The 16,504-nt window shown below is 67.9% G+C and carries 18 protein-coding genes; 6 read left to right on the top strand and 12 right to left on the bottom strand.

Going from position 1 to position 16,504, the window contains the following annotated elements:
• Positions 1-60 precede the first annotated feature (60 nt).
• Entirely contained in the window at positions 61-858 is a 798-nt protein-coding gene (locus tag ABFX56_RS15040; protein WP_346234173.1) for an SGNH/GDSL hydrolase family protein, read from the top strand.
• On the opposite strand, the gene ABFX56_RS15045 is transcribed toward ABFX56_RS15040, so the two are convergent.
• The gene (locus ABFX56_RS15045) at positions 836-1,600 is read right to left on the bottom strand and encodes an SDR family oxidoreductase (RefSeq protein WP_346234174.1); all 765 of its coding nucleotides are present in this window, start codon (positions 1,598-1,600) and stop codon (positions 836-838) included. The genes ABFX56_RS15040 and ABFX56_RS15045 overlap by 23 nt on opposite strands.
• A 160-nt stretch (positions 1,601-1,760) precedes the next feature.
• Here ABFX56_RS15045 and ABFX56_RS15050 point away from each other — a divergent pair, with 160 nt between their 5' ends.
• The 4 genes from ABFX56_RS15050 (at position 1,761) to ABFX56_RS15065 (ending at position 4,392) form a co-directional block, all read left to right on the top strand.
• Complete coding sequence (locus ABFX56_RS15050; protein ID WP_346234175.1) at positions 1,761-2,237, top strand: NfeD family protein; 477 nt, start codon at positions 1,761-1,763, stop codon at positions 2,235-2,237.
• Entirely contained in the window at positions 2,234-3,139 is a 906-nt protein-coding gene (locus tag ABFX56_RS15055; protein ID WP_346234176.1) for an SPFH domain-containing protein, read from the top strand. The genes ABFX56_RS15050 and ABFX56_RS15055 overlap by 4 nt, the downstream gene beginning before the upstream one ends.
• A 4-nt stretch (positions 3,140-3,143) precedes the next feature.
• Positions 3,144-3,917, top strand: a complete 774-nt coding sequence (locus ABFX56_RS15060; protein ID WP_346234177.1) for a glycerophosphodiester phosphodiesterase family protein — start codon at positions 3,144-3,146, stop codon at positions 3,915-3,917.
• A gap of 109 nt (positions 3,918-4,026) precedes the next feature.
• Complete coding sequence (locus ABFX56_RS15065; RefSeq protein ID WP_346234178.1) at positions 4,027-4,392, top strand: RNA polymerase-binding protein RbpA; 366 nt, start codon at positions 4,027-4,029, stop codon at positions 4,390-4,392.
• Between the two features lie 20 nt (positions 4,393-4,412).
• Here ABFX56_RS15065 and ABFX56_RS15070 read toward each other — a convergent pair whose 3' ends face one another.
• From ABFX56_RS15070 to ABFX56_RS15115, 10 genes are all read right to left on the bottom strand, one after another.
• A complete protein-coding gene (locus ABFX56_RS15070; RefSeq protein WP_346234179.1) occupies positions 4,413-5,126 on the bottom strand; it encodes a polyprenol monophosphomannose synthase in 714 nt (237 codons plus the stop codon).
• Positions 5,119-6,747: an apolipoprotein N-acyltransferase gene (lnt, locus tag ABFX56_RS15075; protein ID WP_346234180.1), complete on the bottom strand. Its 1,629-nt coding sequence runs from the start codon at positions 6,745-6,747 to the stop codon at positions 5,119-5,121. Before lnt ends, ABFX56_RS15070 begins: the two co-directional genes overlap by 8 nt.
• Before the next feature lie 5 nt (positions 6,748-6,752).
• Complete coding sequence (locus ABFX56_RS15080; RefSeq protein ID WP_346234181.1) at positions 6,753-9,194, bottom strand: DEAD/DEAH box helicase; 2,442 nt, start codon at positions 9,192-9,194, stop codon at positions 6,753-6,755.
• Positions 9,191-9,949: a twin-arginine translocase subunit TatC gene (gene tatC, locus ABFX56_RS15085; protein WP_346234182.1), complete on the bottom strand. Its 759-nt coding sequence runs from the start codon at positions 9,947-9,949 to the stop codon at positions 9,191-9,193. Before tatC ends, ABFX56_RS15080 begins: the two co-directional genes overlap by 4 nt.
• Before the next feature lie 47 nt (positions 9,950-9,996).
• Positions 9,997-10,203 (bottom strand): twin-arginine translocase TatA/TatE family subunit, encoded by a 207-nt coding sequence (gene tatA, locus ABFX56_RS15090; RefSeq protein WP_346234183.1) that lies wholly within the window; start codon positions 10,201-10,203, stop codon positions 9,997-9,999.
• 103 nt (positions 10,204-10,306) lie between these two features.
• On the bottom strand, positions 10,307-11,326 hold the full coding sequence (locus tag ABFX56_RS15095) for a helix-turn-helix transcriptional regulator (RefSeq protein ID WP_346234184.1): 1,020 nt from the start codon (positions 11,324-11,326) through the stop codon (positions 10,307-10,309).
• Positions 11,319-12,338: a helix-turn-helix transcriptional regulator gene (locus ABFX56_RS15100; protein ID WP_346234185.1), complete on the bottom strand. Its 1,020-nt coding sequence runs from the start codon at positions 12,336-12,338 to the stop codon at positions 11,319-11,321. The genes ABFX56_RS15095 and ABFX56_RS15100 overlap by 8 nt, the downstream gene beginning before the upstream one ends.
• An 8-nt stretch (positions 12,339-12,346) precedes the next feature.
• Positions 12,347-13,297, bottom strand: a complete 951-nt coding sequence (locus ABFX56_RS15105; protein WP_346234186.1) for an FKBP-type peptidyl-prolyl cis-trans isomerase — start codon at positions 13,295-13,297, stop codon at positions 12,347-12,349.
• 40 nt (positions 13,298-13,337) lie between these two features.
• The gene (locus ABFX56_RS15110) at positions 13,338-14,354 is read right to left on the bottom strand and encodes a tRNA (adenine-N1)-methyltransferase (protein ID WP_346234187.1); all 1,017 of its coding nucleotides are present in this window, start codon (positions 14,352-14,354) and stop codon (positions 13,338-13,340) included.
• Positions 14,351-15,034 carry an HAD family hydrolase gene (locus ABFX56_RS15115; protein ID WP_346234188.1) on the bottom strand — a complete coding sequence of 228 codons (684 nt, stop codon included), beginning with the start codon at positions 15,032-15,034 and terminating at the stop codon, positions 14,351-14,353. Before ABFX56_RS15115 ends, ABFX56_RS15110 begins: the two co-directional genes overlap by 4 nt.
• Before the next feature lie 136 nt (positions 15,035-15,170).
• Between ABFX56_RS15115 and ABFX56_RS15120 the strand changes: the two genes are divergently transcribed.
• Entirely contained in the window at positions 15,171-16,124 is a 954-nt protein-coding gene (locus tag ABFX56_RS15120; protein WP_346234189.1) for a PAC2 family protein, read from the top strand.
• 67 nt (positions 16,125-16,191) lie between these two features.
• On the opposite strand, the gene ABFX56_RS15125 is transcribed toward ABFX56_RS15120, so the two are convergent.
• Positions 16,192-16,482 (bottom strand): GIY-YIG nuclease family protein, encoded by a 291-nt coding sequence (locus ABFX56_RS15125; protein ID WP_346234190.1) that lies wholly within the window; start codon positions 16,480-16,482, stop codon positions 16,192-16,194.
• Between the last annotated feature and the right edge of the window lie 22 nt (positions 16,483-16,504).

Here is a 16,504-nt window from a genome sequence, read left to right on the forward strand (position 1 = left end):
GGCTGCCGGGGTTATATTGGGCGACAAGAGGCACGTCTCGTGGCGATTCAGGTGACCGTGATGAAAACCGTCAAGCTGCTGGCGGGCGCCGGTGTGGTCGCTCTCGGCGCCGCGGCACCCTTGGCGGCCGGCGTTGCCGTGAGCGCGATCCGGGCCCGCGACAGCTGGCTGAGGGAGGACTCCGACCAGCTGGCGCACGACTCCGGCGTCTTCGGCGCCGAGCACGACGGTGAGCCGCTCCGACTGGTGATGCTCGGCGATTCCCTGGCGGTGGGCGTCGGCGCCGGCTCCCCGGACCACACGGTGGGTGCGCGGCTGGCCCGCAGCCTGGCGGCGATGCTGGCCCGCCCGGTGGAACTGTCCAATTTCGCCATCGCCGGCAGCGAGTCGAAGGATCTGCCCGAACAGCTCGAACGGGTCACCGCGATGCCCGAGCCGCCCGACCTGGCCGTCATCATCGTCGGCGGCAACGACGTGCTGCACCGGGCCAGAATCGCCGCCTCCGCGCGCCAGCTGTACCGCGCCGCGCTGGATCTGAAGTCACTGGGCTGCAAGGTCGTCATGGCCACCTGCCCCGACCTGGGCACGGTGCGCCTGGCCATCCAGCCGGTGCGCTACTACCTGCACCGGATGAGCCGTCGACTGGCCATCGCCCAGATGCTCGTGGTGCTGCGCGCCGGCGGTCGGCCGGTTCCACTGTTGAACACCGTCGGGCCCATCTTCTGGCACAAGCCGAAACTGATGTTCTCCACCGACCACTTCCACCCCTCCGCGCTGGGCTACGCGCGAGCGGCGGCGGTGCTGCTGCCGAGCGTGTCGGCGGCGGTAGGGGCCACTACTGTGCGACGAACCCGCTGATGTCGCCGACGTACCTGGTGTGATCGTTCGGCAGCGGCTGCACCGCGGCCAACGCGATCTCGGCCGCGAACTCGCCGACGTTGTACAGCCGGCCCGCCTCGGCCTTCCTGGCGGCAATCGCCTCGGGGTTGGCCCGCGCCAGCAGGGTCGCCGTGATGGTGCCCTCGATCATGTCGCCGGAGACGACGACGAAGTCGATTCCGGCCTCCTCAAGTTCTGGGATGAACTCGCGCAGGGCATCCTCACCGGCCCGCTTGCTCAACGCGACGGCCTCGTACTCTGGCATCGTCGGTGTGCTGCGGATGAAGTGCGCCTGGTGGCTGGTGACGAACACGACCCGGGAGCCGGCGCGCAGCAGCGGCAACGCCGCCGTTAACACCCGCACCTGCGCGTCGCGGTTCAGCTGCATCGCGTAATCCGGCGCCATGCCGGATTCCATGCCGCCGGAGGCGTTGAGCACGAGAATGTCCAGGCCACCCCACGCCTGGTCCACCTGGGCGAACATGGCGGCCACCGACGCGGCGTCGGTGAGATCCGCCTGAATCGCGATCGCCTCTCCCCCGGCGGCCTGGATGCCGGCGACCACCTTGGCCGCGCGCGGCGCCTTGCTGCGGTAGTTCACCACGACCTTCGCCCCGGCCCCGGCGAGGTAGCCGGCCGTGTCGGCGCCGATCCCCCGAGACGATCCGGTGACAAGTGCTCGCTTTCCGGCGAGGGATGAGGCAGCGAGGGGGTTTGGCACGCGGTACTCCTGAAGGCGTCGATGGCGCTGCGACACCGCGCAGCACTGTGCTGTTGATTAAGCACTGTGCTGTTGAGGATACCAATGCGGGGGAATGCTCCATCCCGGCGCCGGCTGATGATAGCTTCAGTGAAGACATGACGCACAAGGAGTGCTGACAGTGCCCGCAGAATTTCTCACCGACTTCGCCTGGATTTTCTGGCTGGGCCTGATCCTGATTTTCCTCATCGTCGAGGTGTCCACCCTCGAGTTCACCTTTCTGATGATCGCGCTCGGCAGCCTGGGCGGGCTGATCTCCGGTTTGTTCGGGCTGGAGTGGTGGGCCCAGATCATCGTGGCGTGCGTGCTGGCCCTGCTGCTGCTGCTGGCGGTGCGGCCGCCCCTGCTGCGCCTGCTCAAACGCGGCGGTGATCCGGCCAAAACCCTCGTCGATGCCTTGATCGGCATCGATGGAATCGTCACCACCGACTTCGTCAACGGCCAGGGCCACGCCCAACTGGCCAACGGCGAGACCTGGACCGCCCGGCTCTCACCCGTCGAACGCGACCAAGACGTCGAAATCGGCGACCGAGTGCTCGTCACCGAGATCGACGGAGCCACCGCCGTGGTGGTCCGCGCTGAAAGGAACCCGCAATGACACTGGACCCAGGTCAGATCGTGCTGTTCATCATCCTGGCGATCATCGTCATCTTCGTTCTGGTGATTCTCGGTCGCGCGATCCGGATCATCCCCCAGGCCACGGCAGGAGTCGTCGAACGGCTCGGCAAGTACCACAAGACGCTGCTGCCAGGACTCAACATCGTCATCCCGCTGATCGACCGGGTGCGGCCGCTCATCGACATGCGCGAGCAGGTGGTCTCCTTCCCGCCGCAGCCGGTGATCACCGAGGACAACCTGGTCGTCTCGATCGATACCGTGGTGTACTTCCAGGTGACGGATGCGCGGGCCGCCACCTACGAGATCGCGAACTACCTCGGCGCGGTCGAGCAGCTGACCACCACGACACTGCGTAACGTCGTCGGCGGGCTGAACCTGGAAGAGGCGCTGACCAGTCGCGACAACATCAATGGGCAATTGCGCATCGTGCTGGACGAGGCCACCGGCAAGTGGGGCATCCGCGTCGGCCGGGTCGAGCTCAAGGCGATCGACCCGCCGGTGTCCATCCAGGACTCGATGGAAAAGCAGATGCGCGCCGAGCGGGACCGCCGCGCGGTGATCCTCACCGCCGAGGGCACCAAGCAGTCCGCGATCCTCACCGCGGAAGGCGCCCGGCAGGCGGCCATCCTCGAGGCCGAGGGCGACGCGAAGGCGGCGGTGCTGCGGGCCGAGGGTGAAGCCAAGGCGATCACCACCGTGTTCCAGGCCATCCACGACGGCGACCCCGACCCGCGTCTGCTGGCCTACCAGTACCTGCTCACCCTGCCCAAGATCGCCGAGAGCGATTCGAGCAAGCTGTGGATCATCCCGAGCGAGCTGACCCAGGCGCTGCAGGGACTGGGCACCGCCTTCATCGACCGCGCCACGCCGCGCGTCGAGTAGAACATTGCGCCGCCAGAGCGGCTTCTTCGCCGCGGACTCCTGCTTCCCCGGCGGCGCGCGGATCCTGGCCCATCGCGGTTTCGCGGTGGACGCCCCGGAGAACACTCTGCTCGCGTTCGAGCGCGCCCTGGCGCTGGGCGTCGACTATCTCGAGACCGATGTGCGCGCCAGCGCGGATGCCGAGGCGATACTCAGCCACGACCCCGACCTGTTCCGACTCACCGGCAGAAACGTCCCGGTACGGCAGCTGTCCGCCGCCCAGTTGCGCGGCACCGGACTCGGCCAGGGGCAGGGCTACGCCAGCCTCGCGGATGCCCTGCACGCGTTCCCGCAGGCCCGGTTCAACATCGACGTGAAGTCCCCCGACGCGATTGCGGGCACCGTGCGGGCGGTGCGGGAGGCTGGCGCCCACGATCGGGTGCTGATCACCTCGTTCAGCGACGCCCGGCGCCTGGCGGTGCTGGCACAGTTGCCCGGCGTGGCCACTTCGGCGTCGGCACGCACGTTCGCGGTCGCCATCGCCGCTGCCTCCGCCGGCGCCGGGCCGGTGCTGCGCCGCGTTCTGCACAACATCGACGCGGTACAGATCCCCGAGAGCAGAAACGGTGTACGCTTCGTCACGTCTAGAACGATCCGTCTGTTCCACGCAGCAGACGTCGAGGTGCACGTGTGGACAGTCAATGCGCAAGCGGATATGCGGCGATTACTGGATCTGGGCGTGGATGGTCTCGTGACAGACCGAGCCGACCTGGCGGTGCAGTTGATGACGGGCAAGTAGTAGCGTCCCGGCAGACTGTGAACCGCCTGTGAATGGCGAACGGCGGAAAGGTTATGCCCAGCTTGGTGGTTTATAACGTTGAGAGCCTCGCGAGACAGGAGACCACACAATGGCGGATCGTAGTTTGCGTGGAATGAGACTTGGCGCACAGAGCCTACAAAGCGATGTCGGCGTCACTTTTTCCCCGAGAAAAAAGAGCAGATACCAGGCCGACGACGGTTCGACCTTCGAGGTCACCTTTTCCGCTGACGCAGAGATCCCTCAGATTTGGGAATCGCCCAAGAGCGGTCAGGAGGGCCGGCTGCTCGCCGACGACGGGGTTCCCGTCCCGCAGGAGGAGTCGCACACCAAGGTGGCGCGCACCCACTGGGACATGCTGCTCGAGCGCCGTACCCGCGCCGAGCTCGAAGAACTACTGCAAGACCGCCTCGACTACCTGCGCGCCCGCCGCGGCCAGCACAAGATCGGCGCGTAGCGCATCCGGCGCGTCGGCGATCAGGTGCGGCGCTTCGTCAGTCCCCACCCGGTGACCCGCAGCAGCGCTTCCGCCACGATCCCGGCGTGCATTTTCGAGCGCCCAACGGTGCGTTCCACGAACGTGATGGGATGCTCCACGATGCGGGCGCCGCGACGCTCCAACCGCCAGGCCAGCTCCACCTGGAAGCAGTAACCCTGGGAGGACACGGTGCTGAGATCGAGTGACCGCAGCGCCTCGGCGCGGAACACCCGGAACCCCGAGGTGAGGTCGTGCACGCCGGAGCCCAGAACCGCCCGGGCGTAGGCGTTACCGATCCGGGAAATGGCCTGACGCAACCAGGGCCAGTTGCGAACAGCACCGCCGGTCACCCACCGGGAGCCCAGCACGAGGTCGGCTCCGGATGCGGCGATGGCCAGCATGGCCGGCAGCTCGGCCGGATCGTGCGAGCCATCGGCATCCATCTCCACGAGCAACGAGTATCCCGCCTCCAGCGCCCGCTCGAAGCTGTCAACATAGGCGCGGCCCAGGCCCGCCTTGGCCGTGCGGTGCCACACCGACACGCCGGGGTCGTCCGCGGCGAACCGATCCGCGAGGGCGCCGGTGCCGTCCGGGCTGGCGTCGTCGACCACGAGCACATCCGCCGCCGGCACCGCCTGACGCAATCGGCCCAGTACGGCGGCCAGGTTGCCGATCTCGTTGTAGGTCGGCACGATCACCAGCACCTCAGCCACGTCGGCCGCCACTGCGTCTGCCAACACTGAGTCGGCGCCGGTCGACCACCGTGGCGACGACCAGGGCCGCGAACGACAACCCGGTCAGCAACCACTCCAACTCGCGCCCGAACATCATCGCCGGGGTGATCGCGTCGCTGAGCGGCACCGTCTCGACCATCGAACCGGGAGTCCAGGTGGGCAGCGCGGCGATGGTGCTGCCGTCCGGCGCGATGATCGCGCTGGTGCCCACCGTGGAGATGTTCACGACGCTGCGGCTGGTCTCCATGGCGCGCAGTCGTGCGATCGCCAGCTGCTGCACGCTTTCATCGGTGTGCCCGAAATCGGCGTTGTTCGTGGGCGCGAGGATCACCTGCGCTCCGGTGTCGATCATCTGGTGGATCAACCCGTCGTCCACGATGTCGAAGCAGATCGCCACGCCGGCCAGCACGTGGTTGATGTCGAACACGTTCGGTCTCGTGCCGATCGCATAGTCGCGCGGAACCAAGTCGAACAGGCTGGGCGCGAACGGGTACCAGAACTGCCGGTCCGGGAGGTACTCGGCGAAGGGCACCGGATGGATTTTGTCGTACTGGGCCACCGCCCCCTCCCCCGACTTCCAGAGCAGCAGGCTGTTGAACAGGCGCCCCCTCGCATCCTCGGTGATGGTCCCGGTGACCAGCGGCGCGTTCATGTCCGCGGTGATCCGGTCCAGCGCGCGCGCCGACGCGCCGTCCCGAAGCGGATCGATGTCGGCGGCGTTCTCCGGCCACACCACCAGGTCCACCGTCTCGCCGATGAGCGGGATGGTCTCCCGGAGGTGGTCCTGCAGGGTCTGTCCCGGCTGGTGCTGGGCGAACAGTCCGGCGTCGGAGGCGCCCTGCACCGCCGCGACCCGGAACGACCCGGAGGATGCCACCGGCCAGGCCGGCACCACCGCGACCACCGCGAACGCCGCCACCACCGCGATGGCGCGCGCCAGGCCGGACAGCCTCACCTCGAGCAGCGCCTGCAGTGCGATGGCGGCCAGCGCCGCCAGCACGAAGCTCAGCCCGGAGATGCCGATCCACGCGACCAGATGACCGAGCGGGCTGGCCGACTGCGAGAAGGCCAGGCGCCCCCAGGAGAATCCGCCGTACGGCCAGACACTGGTGATCGCCTCCCGCAGCGTCCATAACCCGGCCAGCACCAACGGCAGCAGCAGCAGACGCCCGATCCGGCCCGGCCACAGCGCCGGCACGGTGCGCCAGGCCAGGGCCATCAGCATCGCCCCGAAGCCGAAGAACACCGACTGCAGCCCGGCCAGCGCCAGCCACGGCACCGGGCCGAGGTACACGGTGAGCCAGAAGATGTGCGTGCCGAAGAACGCGAATCCGCCGATCAGACCGACCAGGAACCCGCCGCCGGCCCGACGAGCCCGCAGCGACCAGAGCATCAGCGCGGTGCCGGGGATGACCAGCGGCCACCAGCCCAGGTCGGGGAACGCGGCGGCATTGATGATGCCGGCCGCAGCGGCGGTGACGCAGGCCAGCCACAGCTTCGGGGCCGCCAGGGCTGGACCACGCACGGCCGACCGCCATCGGGCCGGCAGAGCGGCGGGCAGCAGCCACGCACTGCGCAGACGCGCCCGGGATCGGCCCACCACGGTCAGCTCACACTCGAATACGCCACGATGCCGCGCCGCACGGCATCCACGGCGGCGTGCGCGGCCGGGCCGACGGTGCCGTCACCCACCAGCGAGATCTGGTCGAGCAGGTCGACGGCCTGCTTGGCGATGCGCACGAAGTCGCCGGCGGCCAGTTCGGCGTCGCTCAGCACAGCATCCAGGGCGCCGCCCTGCGCCCAGTGGTACATGGGTAGGCACATGGCGGCCGAGGGCGGTTCGCTTCCCGGCAAGCGGTGCTCCCGCTCCAGATCGTCGAGGTTGCTCCACAGGTCGGTGGTCTTCTCGAACGCGGACCGGAAGGTGGGGTTCGGCATCCGGTGGTAGGTCAGCGCGCCGTCTTCCCGCCGTGGTTCGTAGACCAGCGCCGTGGCCATCGCCGCCATCCCGGCGACATCCAACTGCTTCCAGGTGCCGCGGCGCAGGCATTCGGCCACCAGGAGGTCGCGTTCGCCGTAGATGCGGCGCAGCGTTCGGCCGTGCGGGCCCACCACCAGGGTGCCGTCGCGGCGGGCCAGGTAGCCCAGCTCGAGCAGCACGTCGCTCACCCGGTCGAAGATCTTCGCGATCAGGCCGGTGCGTTCCCTGATCTGCCTGGTCAGGTCGTCGGTCTGCTTTTTCAGCCGCCACCAGCGCTCCGCCCAGCGGGCGTGGGTCTCGCGATCCTTGCAGGCGTGGCACGGATGCTGCTTCACCCGTTTGCGCAGCGCGTTCAGCTGATGCCCGCGGCGTTCCCGATCCGCCCGGCTCTGCGCCTGGCTGGCGCCCTTGCGCTCCAGGTCGGTGAGTTCGCGGCGCAGCGCCGCGTACTCGGTGAAGTCGCCCAGGTGACACGTCATCGATTTTGCGTAGCCGTCCAGCGACTCCGACTGGCTGCGGACCTTCCTGGCCAGGCTCACCACCGAGCGGTCGGCCTGGAACTGAGCGAACGAGGATTCCAGGATGTCCCTGGTGCGCTCGCGGCCGAACTGCTCGATGAGGTTGACGGCCATGTTGTAGGTGGGTTTGAAGCTGGAGTTCAGCGGGTAGGTGCGCCGGGACGCCAGCGAGGCCACCGCCTCCGCGTCCAAGCCGGACTGCCACTGGATCACCGAGTGGCCCAACGAGTCGATGCCGCGGCGGCCGGCCCGCCCGGTGAGCTGGGTGTACTCCCCCGGGGTGATCGGTACCCGGGCCTCGCCGTTGAACTTCTCCAGCTTCTCCAGCACCACGGTGCGGGCCGGCATGTTGATGCCCAGCGCGAGAGTCTCGGTGGCGAAGACCGCGCGCACCAGCTTGCGTTGGAAGAGCTCTTCCACCACTTCCTTGAACGCGGGCAGCATTCCGGCGTGGTGGGCGGCGACGCCGCGTTCCAGCGATGCCAGCCACGGCCAGTAGCCGAGCACCGCGAGATCCTCGTCGCGCAGGGTGCGGCAGCGTTCCTCCACGATGGCGCGGATCTCGTCGCGCTCGCTGGTGCTGGTGAGGCGCACCCCGGCGTGCAGTACGTTCGCGACGGCCTTGTCGCATCCGTTGCGGCTGAAAATGAAGAAGATCGCCGGCAGCAGGTTCTGCGATTCGAGCAGCCGCACCAGGTGCGCCCGATCCATTCGGCCGCTGTCGAAGCCGCGGTCGCGGTGGTAGCTCTGGCGGTAGCCGCCGCCGTGATGGCCGCGGCTCTTGCCGGGCTGCCTGGAGCTGCCGGCGAGCCGCACCAGTTCCGGGTTGACCCGCTGCGACTGTTCCGAGCCGTCGGTGGTTTTGGCTTCGAACAGGTCCAGCAGTTTGCCGCGCACCAGCACGTGCTGGTCCAGCGGCACCGGGCGCTCCTCGGAGACGATCACCGCTGTCTCGCCCCGCACCGCTTGCAGCCAGTCGCCGAATTCCTCGGCGTTGGACACCGTGGCGCTCAGCGACACCAGCCGCACCTGCTGATCGAGGTGGATGATCACCTCTTCCCACACCGCGCCGCGGAACCGGTCGGCCAGGTAGTGCACCTCGTCCATCACGACGAAGGAGAGGTTCTTGAGCAGGTCGGAGTCGGCGTAAAGCATGTTGCGCAGCACTTCGGTGGTCATCACCACGATGCGGGCACCGGAGTTGATGTTCGTGTCACCGGTGAGCAGCCCCACCTCGCTGGTACCGTATTCCGCGACGAAGTCCTGGTACTTCTGATTGCTCAGCGCCTTCATCGGCGCCGTGTAAAACACCTTCGCGGCGGGATCGCGCATGGCAAGGTACACGGCGAAGTCGGCGACGATGGTCTTGCCTGCGCCGGTCGGCGCGGCCACCAGTACGCTGCTGCCGTGCTCGAGTGCGCTGCACGCGGCCAGCTGGAACGGGTCGAGGTCGAACGCGAGCGAGCGGCGGAAGGCGTCCATTCGCGGAGTGCGAGCCAGGGTGCGCGCGGCGGCGTACCGCTCGGCCGGCGAAAGCTCGCTGCTCATGCGGCGCTCGGGCTGGACAACTCAGAGTCCACGCCGCGCGCCCTCCGCTGTGCCCACGCGTCATGCCAGAATGCGACACCGACCGCGATGAAGTAGAGCACCACCATCGGGATGGCCAGCAGGAACATCGACATCACGTCCGCGGCAGGGGTGGCGATCGCCGTGAACACGCAGATGAGCAGGATGGCGACCCGCCAGGCCTTGAGGATGCCGCGAGCCGAAAGGATGCCGATGAAGTTCAGCAGCACGATGAACACCGGCAGCACAAACGCGACGCCGATGGCCAGCACCAGTTTGAGCACGAAGCCGAGGTAGTCCTTCGCCTCGATGAAGCTGGCATCTTCGGGCGGGACGAATGAGGTGAGGAGCACCACGATGTGCGGCAGCACGTACCAGCCGGCCGCGCAGCCGGCCAAGAAAAGCGGCACGGCGGTGAAGAAGAAACCGAAGGTGTACCGCTTCTCCTTGCCGGTGAGCCCCGGGACCAGGAAGGCGAAGATCTGGTACAGCCAGAACGGACTGGACATCACCACGCCCGCGGTCAGCGCAATCTGGATCTTGAGGTCGAACGCGGAGGTGATGTTCGAGTAGTTAATGGTGGCGTTGTGCGCCCTGGCGATGGTGATGATCGGCTCACGCAGCGCGTTCCAGACCAGGTCCGCCAGGAACCAGCCCACGATGGTGGCGATCAGGATGGCGAGTGCCGAGCGGAACAGGCGCTTCCGCAGTTCAATCAGGTGCTGGCCGAGCGACATCCGTTTTTCGCGTGTTGCGCCTCGCCCGCTACGCGCGGCCACAGTTGCTACGGCTTCGGATGCGACTGGGTGTTGTCGGAGTCCTCGGGGCCGCCGGTTTTCTTGTCATCGTCAGAACTCTTTACTTCGTTCTTGAAGATTTTCATCGACTGTCCAACGCTGCGCGCGAGGGCCGGCAACTTCGTGGCGCCGAATAACAGGATGACGATCGCCAAGATGATCAGCGCATGCCACCCGGTGAGGTTTCCAAACATCCGGTCACGTCCTTTGTGTCGTGCAGCGAGACTATCATTTTAGCCCGGGTGTCCCGCACGTATCCTGCGCACCGGATAACGGTTTGCGCGCTGGTAGCCTGCGCTAGTTGCGGGCCTCGTACCGGGCGGCGCCGGCGGCGGCCCACTCGGCGACGGTGCGGCGGGCGTCGCCGGGCTCGATGACGGTGACCACCGACGACATCCCGGCCACCAGCCGCTTGAGGCTATGGAAGTGCGCCACCGAAATGGTGACCCGGGAACGGTCCGCGGACACCGGCTTCGGCGCTGTAGTGACGTAGTCGGCGAGCAGCGGCAGGGCGGAGCTGAGCACCTCGAGCACCACCGTGGTGTCGCTTTCCGAGCGCTCGAACAGCGAGTCGGGCAGCACGGCGCCCTGGTCGGTCAGGCCGGTGTCGGTCCTCGCGCTGTCGGTCAGTGCGGGGTGGGTCAGTGCTGTGTCGGTGACGGTGAGTGCGCGGATCCGGTCCAGGCGGAAGGTGCGCAGGCCGTCGCGAAGGTGACACCAACCGCGGAGATACCAGTCGGCATCCATCGACTCGATGCGCAGCGGATCGACTCGCCGTCGGCCGTGGGTGCCGCTGGCGGCTGAGTAATCGAACTCGACCTGCACGCCGCGGGTGATGGCGCCGCGCAGCAGCGCGAGGATCTCGTCGGGCTCGGAGCCCTCCACAGCCAGTGCGCTCGGATGCGCGGAGGCGCCCCGGGACAGCTTGTCGGCCAGGGTGGCCATCGCGGTGCGGTCCGCGCTTTCCGGCAATGCCGAAAGATACTGCAGCCCGGCGATCAGCGCGGCGGCCTCTCGACCGGAGAACCTCGGCGTGTCGTCGATGGCAACCAGGTGGGTGAGCACGATCTGGTCGTTGTCCTCGAAGTCGTCCCAGGCGATGTCGAAGAGGTCGCCGTGCTGGTACTGCGCGGTCTCCCCGGGGATCCCAGACACCGCGATGAGCCGCACCGCCTCCCGGATGCGCTCCGCCGGCATCCGGAAATGCTCGGCCACCGTGGCGACGGCGACCCGTTCGTGATCGATGAGGTAGGGCACCAGCGCCAGCAGGAAGGCGAGCCGGTCCCTGGCGTTGACGGCGCCGTGAGCGTCAGCCATGGTCGACTCCCTCCGCCGGGCCCTCGTGGTCGGCGACGGTGCGCCGCAGCCGGGTCAGCACCGCGTCGACCAACTCGGGCGGCGACAGGGCGAGCACCTCCGGCCCGTACCCGGCCAGTTCGTCGGCGAAGATGTTGATGTCCGAGTAGTGCAGGGTGAGCGTGTCCGGTGCGATGCGGGCGGCGCCGCGCCGTTTGCCCAGCCGCACGGCGGCATCCGTGTCCGGCGTGGTGCGCACCGTTGCGACGTGCGCGTTCCATACCGCCTCCAACCCCGCGAGGGCCTGGGCGGCCTGGTCGCCTTCCGGCGGTGTGAACGCGGTACCGGTCACCTCGACGTCGCTGACGATGCGGCGCAGCAGGAAGGTTCTGGTGCCGGCGCTGGCCGGCTCGTCGGCGTACAGGTGCCACCGGCCCTGATGCTGCACCAGGGCGAGCGGGGCGACGGTGCGCACCCGGGCGGCGGCATCGCCCGGCTTCAGATAGGAGAATCGCACCATCACCCGTCGCTCCAACGCGCCGCGCACTGGCTCGAACGCCCGGTCGCGCACGTGGACCCGCGGTTCGTAGCCGAGCACCGGCTCGTCGTTGGCGCCGCCGAGGGACTGCAGTTTCATCAGTGCGCGCCGGGATTCCTCCGAGAGCGAGCCCTCCCGCCAGACCATGGCGGCCAGACCAAGCAGCGCCGTCTCCTCCGCGGAGAAGGTGATGTCTGAGGGCAGTTCGTAGGCGCCGCGCAGGATGCGATACCGAAGGCTCTGGTTACTTCCGGGCTGGTCGGGTGATTCGAGAGTGTCGAGCGGGATGCCGAGCTCTCGGATGCCGTCCTTGTCGCGCTCGAATTGCCGCTCCAGCGTGGCGTTGTCGCCACCGGCGGAATACTGCTGACGGTAGCCCTGCACGGTGGAAAGGATTTCGTGTTTCGTCAACCCGCGCTCGGAGGCCAGGAGCGCCAGCACCAGGCTGAAGAGACGCTCTTCAACCGGGATCCGGGATGCTGACGCTTCAGACACGTTGGTGGCTACTTGGAGTGCGGAATGATTCCGAGAATGTCGACGACATAGACCAGTGTGGCATCCGTCGGCGCCGAGGTGAGGCCCTCGGCGAGCTTCGGCGGGACGACCAACAGCACCTGCGATCCGACCCGCTTGCCGGCCAAGCCTTTCACCAGACCTTCGGGAACCGTGTCCGACTTCACCAGCTCCTTGACAACGGCGGGGCCGTCCTTCCAGGTGGAATCGAAGACGGTGCCGTCAGCCCAGGTCACTCCGGTGTACTTGAGCACCACGTAGTCGCCGTCCGCGACCTTGACGCCGTCGCCGGCTTGCAGCAACGCCACCTTCAGCGCGTTCGGTGCAGGGGAGTTCGGGATCGTGATGCCTGGCGTGCCGTTCGGAGCGAGCACGACGGCGGGCAGACCGACCTGGGGCACCTGACCGGTGCCATGCGCCTTGGCCGGGAACGCCCTGAGGATGTCCACCACGAAGACGAACGAGTCGTTGGCGCCGATGCCCTGAGCAGCACTAGCCTGCCCCTCATGGGTGTCCTGCGCCGATCCGACGATGGCGACACGGGAACCGACGGTGGCGCACGCGAGCCCCTCGCTCAGCGCCGGGAAGCTGGACGGGCCCACGGTGATGAGGCTGCCGCCGATGCCGTCGTACGCCGTCTGGGTCAACACGGCGCCCGTGGCACCGTTGAGCAGGGTCAACTCGACCAGGGCGGACTGGCCCTCCTGCAGAGCCGGCCCATCGCCGGGCAGCAACTGCGTGCGCTGGGTGTTCTTGGTCACCACGGGGGTCGGGAAGTCGACCTTCGGCTCGGCCCCCAGGTCGCCGGTCGCCGTCACCACCGAGGAGGCTCCGCCCGAGGTGATCGGCGAGTCGCATCCCCCAGCGCCGGCGGGGCCGGAGCACGCCGTCAGTGCGGCGAGCATTCCAAAGGTCACGATCAGTGCGGCAGCTTTGCGCACGAATCCTCATTTCCTGTGTACGGGCGATGTGACAACAATTCTAGGTTGCGGATTCGTCGGCTCCCGACGTGCGGGCGATCGCGCGCTGCGCATCCGCTTCGGCGGCGCGTGCGGTGCGGCGCAGGCGTTTGTCGCTGGCGGTGCGTTCGCCGAGCGATCCCGGGGTCCACGCCTCGACGTCCTCGTCGGTGTATGCGCTCTTGGATGCCCTGCGCTTCAGTCGCGGCAGCACCGCCCCGGGGGCGAGGCGGCGGGCGCGCAGCAGGAATCCGGTGTGGCCGATCATCCGGTGGTCCGGCCGCACGGCGAGGCCTTCGACGTGCCAGCCGCGCACAATGGTTTCGGACGAGTCCGGGTCGTTGAACGCGCCGGTGGCGCGCAGCGCCTCCGCGGTGCGGGACAGTTGGGTGACCGTGGCGATGTAACAGATCAGCACGCCGCCCGGGGTGAGCGCCTGTGCGCAGGCGTCGACGCACTCCCAGGGTGCCAGCATGTCGAGCACGATCCGGTCCACCGTGCCGGCGTCGGCGGCGGCGGGCAGCGCGTCGACGAAGTCGCCGACGGTGAGGGTCCAGTTGGCGGGGGCGGCGCCCAGAAAGCTGACGACGTTACCGGTGGCGACCCGGGCGAACTCGTCGCGCCGCTCGAACGAGGTGAGGTGCCCGGTCTCGCCCACCGCCCGCAGCAGCCACAGGGTCAGCGCGCCGGAGCCCACTCCGGCTTCCACGACGTTGGCGCCGGGGAAGACGTCGCCGAGGGCGAGGATCTGCGCGGCGTCCTTCGGATAGACGATCGCCGCCCCGCGCGGCATCGACATGACGAAGTCCGCCAGCAGCGGCCGCATCGCGAGGTATTCGTCGCCGTTGCTGCTGTGCACGACACTGGCATCCGGCGCACCGATGATGTCGTCGTGGGCGATGCCGCCGCGGTGTGTGTAGAACACCGCTCCTGCTTCGAGGGCGATGGTGTTGAGCTTGCCCTTCGGTCCGGTCAGTTGAGCCTTATCACCGGCTCGGAACGGGCCGCTTTGACGGCGCTGCGCCGAGGGTGCGCTCACCGGACGCCGCTCTCGAGCGTGCGCGCGGACTGGAACACGTTCGCGAGGTCGACCAGGGTCTTGCCGTCGAGGGTGTCCCACACCGTGTAGGAGACGTGCTCGGGAAGCGAGACGTGCAGCGGCACGCCGATGCAGACGGCGCCGGCGGCGGCCGCGGATTCCAGGCCCGGCCGGGAGTCCTCGATGGCCACGCAATCGTCCGCGGCGACGTTCAGCAGTTGCGCCCCGCGCAGGTATGGTTCCGGATGCGGTTTGCTGTGGCTGACTTCGTCGCCGGCGATGATGCCGTCGAAGGTGCCGGCCGGGGCGGCGGCCGCCACGTGCTCGGCCATCCGCCGGATCGACATCGTGACCAGGGCGGTCGGGATGCCGGCGTTCTTGAGTTCTGCGAGCAGTTCCAGGGCGCCCGGCCGCCAGGGCACCCGGACCGCGATCTGCTCCAGCACCCGATCGGTGAGCCGGGTGACGATCTCGTCCAACTCGAGCGCGACGCCGCGTTCCTGGAGCACTCCGGCGGAGTGCCACAGGCCGGAGCCGACGAGGGTGAGCCCGTCCTGGGCGGTCCAGATGCCGCCGAACGAGGCCACCAGTTCGATTTCGGCCTGCATCCAATACGGTTCCGTGTCGACCAGGGTGCCGTCCATGTCCCAGAGGACGGCGGCGGGCAGGAGATCGGTCACGACCAGCAGTCTAGTTGGGGCAATCGTCGTGTCTGCTGTGGGCGTACCGCCGATGCCTGCGTACGGGGGAACGAAGTCTTATCCTTGTCAGATGAAAGCTGGCACCACGCCGGTGGCGGCATAGCGAGGATGAGACGTGCCAGACAGCCCAGACAGCACCGGGATCTTGAGCGGACGGCTTCTGGTCGTGGCCTTCGAAGGCTGGAATGACGCCGGGGACGCGGCTAGCGGGGCCGTGCACACCCTGAAAGATCTCCTCGACCTGCAGTCCATTGCCGAGGTTGACTCCGAGAAGTACTTCGACTTCCAGTTCAACCGGCCCACGGTGACCACCGACGACGAGGGCAAGCGCGTGCTGGTCTGGCCGACGGTGGAGATCTTCGGTCCGGCATCGCACCGTAAGAAAAAGGTGCGTCCTCTCGCCGAGGATGCGGAGCTGTCGGTCAGCGGGGACAACGGTTCGAACATCTACGTGCTGCTGGGTACCGAACCGTCCCGCAACTGGCGCAGCTTTACCGCGGAGATCATGGAGACGGTCCGGCAGTGCGAGATCACCGGCATCGTGATGCTCGGGGCGATGCTCGCGGACGTGCCGCACACCCGCCCGATCTCCATCTTCGCCACCAGCGAGAACCAAGCGGTACGCAGCGAACTCGGGATCGAGAAGAGCGCCTACGAGGGGCCGGTGGGCATCCTGTCGGTGCTGGGTGAGGCGGCGGAGACGGAGGGGATTCCCACGCTGTCGGTCTGGGCATCCGTGCCGCACTACGTGCACAATGCACCGTCGCCCAAGGCGACGCTGGCGCTGATCGACCGGTTGGAGGAGATCATCGACGTGGTGATTCCGCGCGGCGACCTGGTCGACGAGTCCGCGGCGTGGGAAAGCGGCATCGACGCGCTGGCCAAGGACGACGACGACATGGCCTCCTACATCCGGCAATTGGAGCGGGCCCGGGACACCGTGGACTCCCCCGAGGCCAGCGGCGAGGCCATCGCCAAGGAGTTCGAGCAGTACCTGAAGCGTCGCGACGGCAAGGCCGACGGTCGTGACCAGCGTCCGGACGACCCCTGGCGTCCGCCCACCCAGTAGCAAGCGCTCCCTGAGGAGGTCGCTGTAGCGACCATCTCGAAGGGAGTGCATCAGATCGAACGCCCGCCTACTCCGACTCCCGCGGCTTTCGTTTCGAGAGCGCGGGTAGATCCTTCCATCGTGACTGAATGAGCGCCAGCTTTTTGGCGCGGCTCCAACCTTGAACCTGCTTCTCGCGTTCGAACGCGGTGCGGATGCTTTCGGACTCCTCGCAAAAGACGAGTCGTGCTCCGCGGTGTTTTCGGGTGAAGTTGGCGCCGAATCCGTTTTCGTGTTCCCACAATCGTCGTTCGAGGTCGACTGTACTGCCCGTGTAATAGCTGCCATCGGCGCATTCGAGGATGTAGACGTATGCCATCGGAGGAGTATGCCTGGGGTCC

It is taken from the genome of Parafrigoribacterium mesophilum (assembly GCF_039652555.1).
In the GTDB taxonomy this organism is placed as follows: domain Bacteria; phylum Actinomycetota; class Actinomycetes; order Actinomycetales; family Microbacteriaceae; genus Parafrigoribacterium; species Parafrigoribacterium mesophilum.